The sequence below is a fragment of the Aphanothece microscopica RSMan92 genome (assembly GCF_046613545.2).
Taxonomy (GTDB): Bacteria; Cyanobacteriota; Cyanobacteriia; order PCC-6307; family Cyanobiaceae; genus NIES-981.
Window position 1 is genome coordinate 1 of record NZ_JBKKKY020000423.1, and the last position, 518, is coordinate 518.

The 518-nt window shown below is 65.6% G+C and carries 2 protein-coding genes; both read right to left on the minus strand.

Going from position 1 to position 518, the window contains the following annotated elements:
• The coding region (locus ACLD7X_RS18340; protein ID WP_411425120.1) for an ATP-binding cassette domain-containing protein at positions 1-265 on the minus strand (265 nt) is incomplete at its 3' end.
• Positions 258-518: ABC transporter ATP-binding protein C-terminal domain-containing protein (locus tag ACLD7X_RS18345; RefSeq protein ID WP_482763998.1), on the minus strand; the 261-nt coding region annotated here is incomplete at its 5' end. The genes ACLD7X_RS18345 and ACLD7X_RS18340, both read right to left, overlap by 8 nt.

Sequence of the window (518 nt, forward strand, 5' to 3'; positions counted from 1 at the left end):
CGGCCACGGTCTCGGCGGAGACCTGTGTTGACGACTGGGTCAGGACCGCAAGCTTGCCGCTCGTGGCGACGCTCCCTGACGCGGGCGGCACTTCGCCCGCGATCAGCTTGAACAGCGTGGTCTTGCCGACGCCGTTGCGGCCGAGAAGTGCAACGGATTCACCTGGAGCGACGGCCAGGGACAGATCGTCGAGAACGACCCCGCCGCCATAGCCCGCGACAAGACCTTCAATGATCAAGCCGCCGGTCTGCACGTGGCTATCCATGGGTTGGCCCCAGATAGGCTTCGCGAACCTGCCGGTTGTTCCGCATCTCCGCGAACGAGCCGGAAGCCACGATCTTGCCCATCATCATCACGGACACCGGACAGCCCAGGGCCTCGACGAACCCCATGTCGTGCTCGATCACCAGCGCGCTCACCTTCGTCTCGCGCCGGATCACCTCCAGCAGCCGGACCGTCTCGGACTTTTCCGCCCGGGTCATGCCGGCAGCCGGTTCGTCCAGCAAGATCAGCAGGGG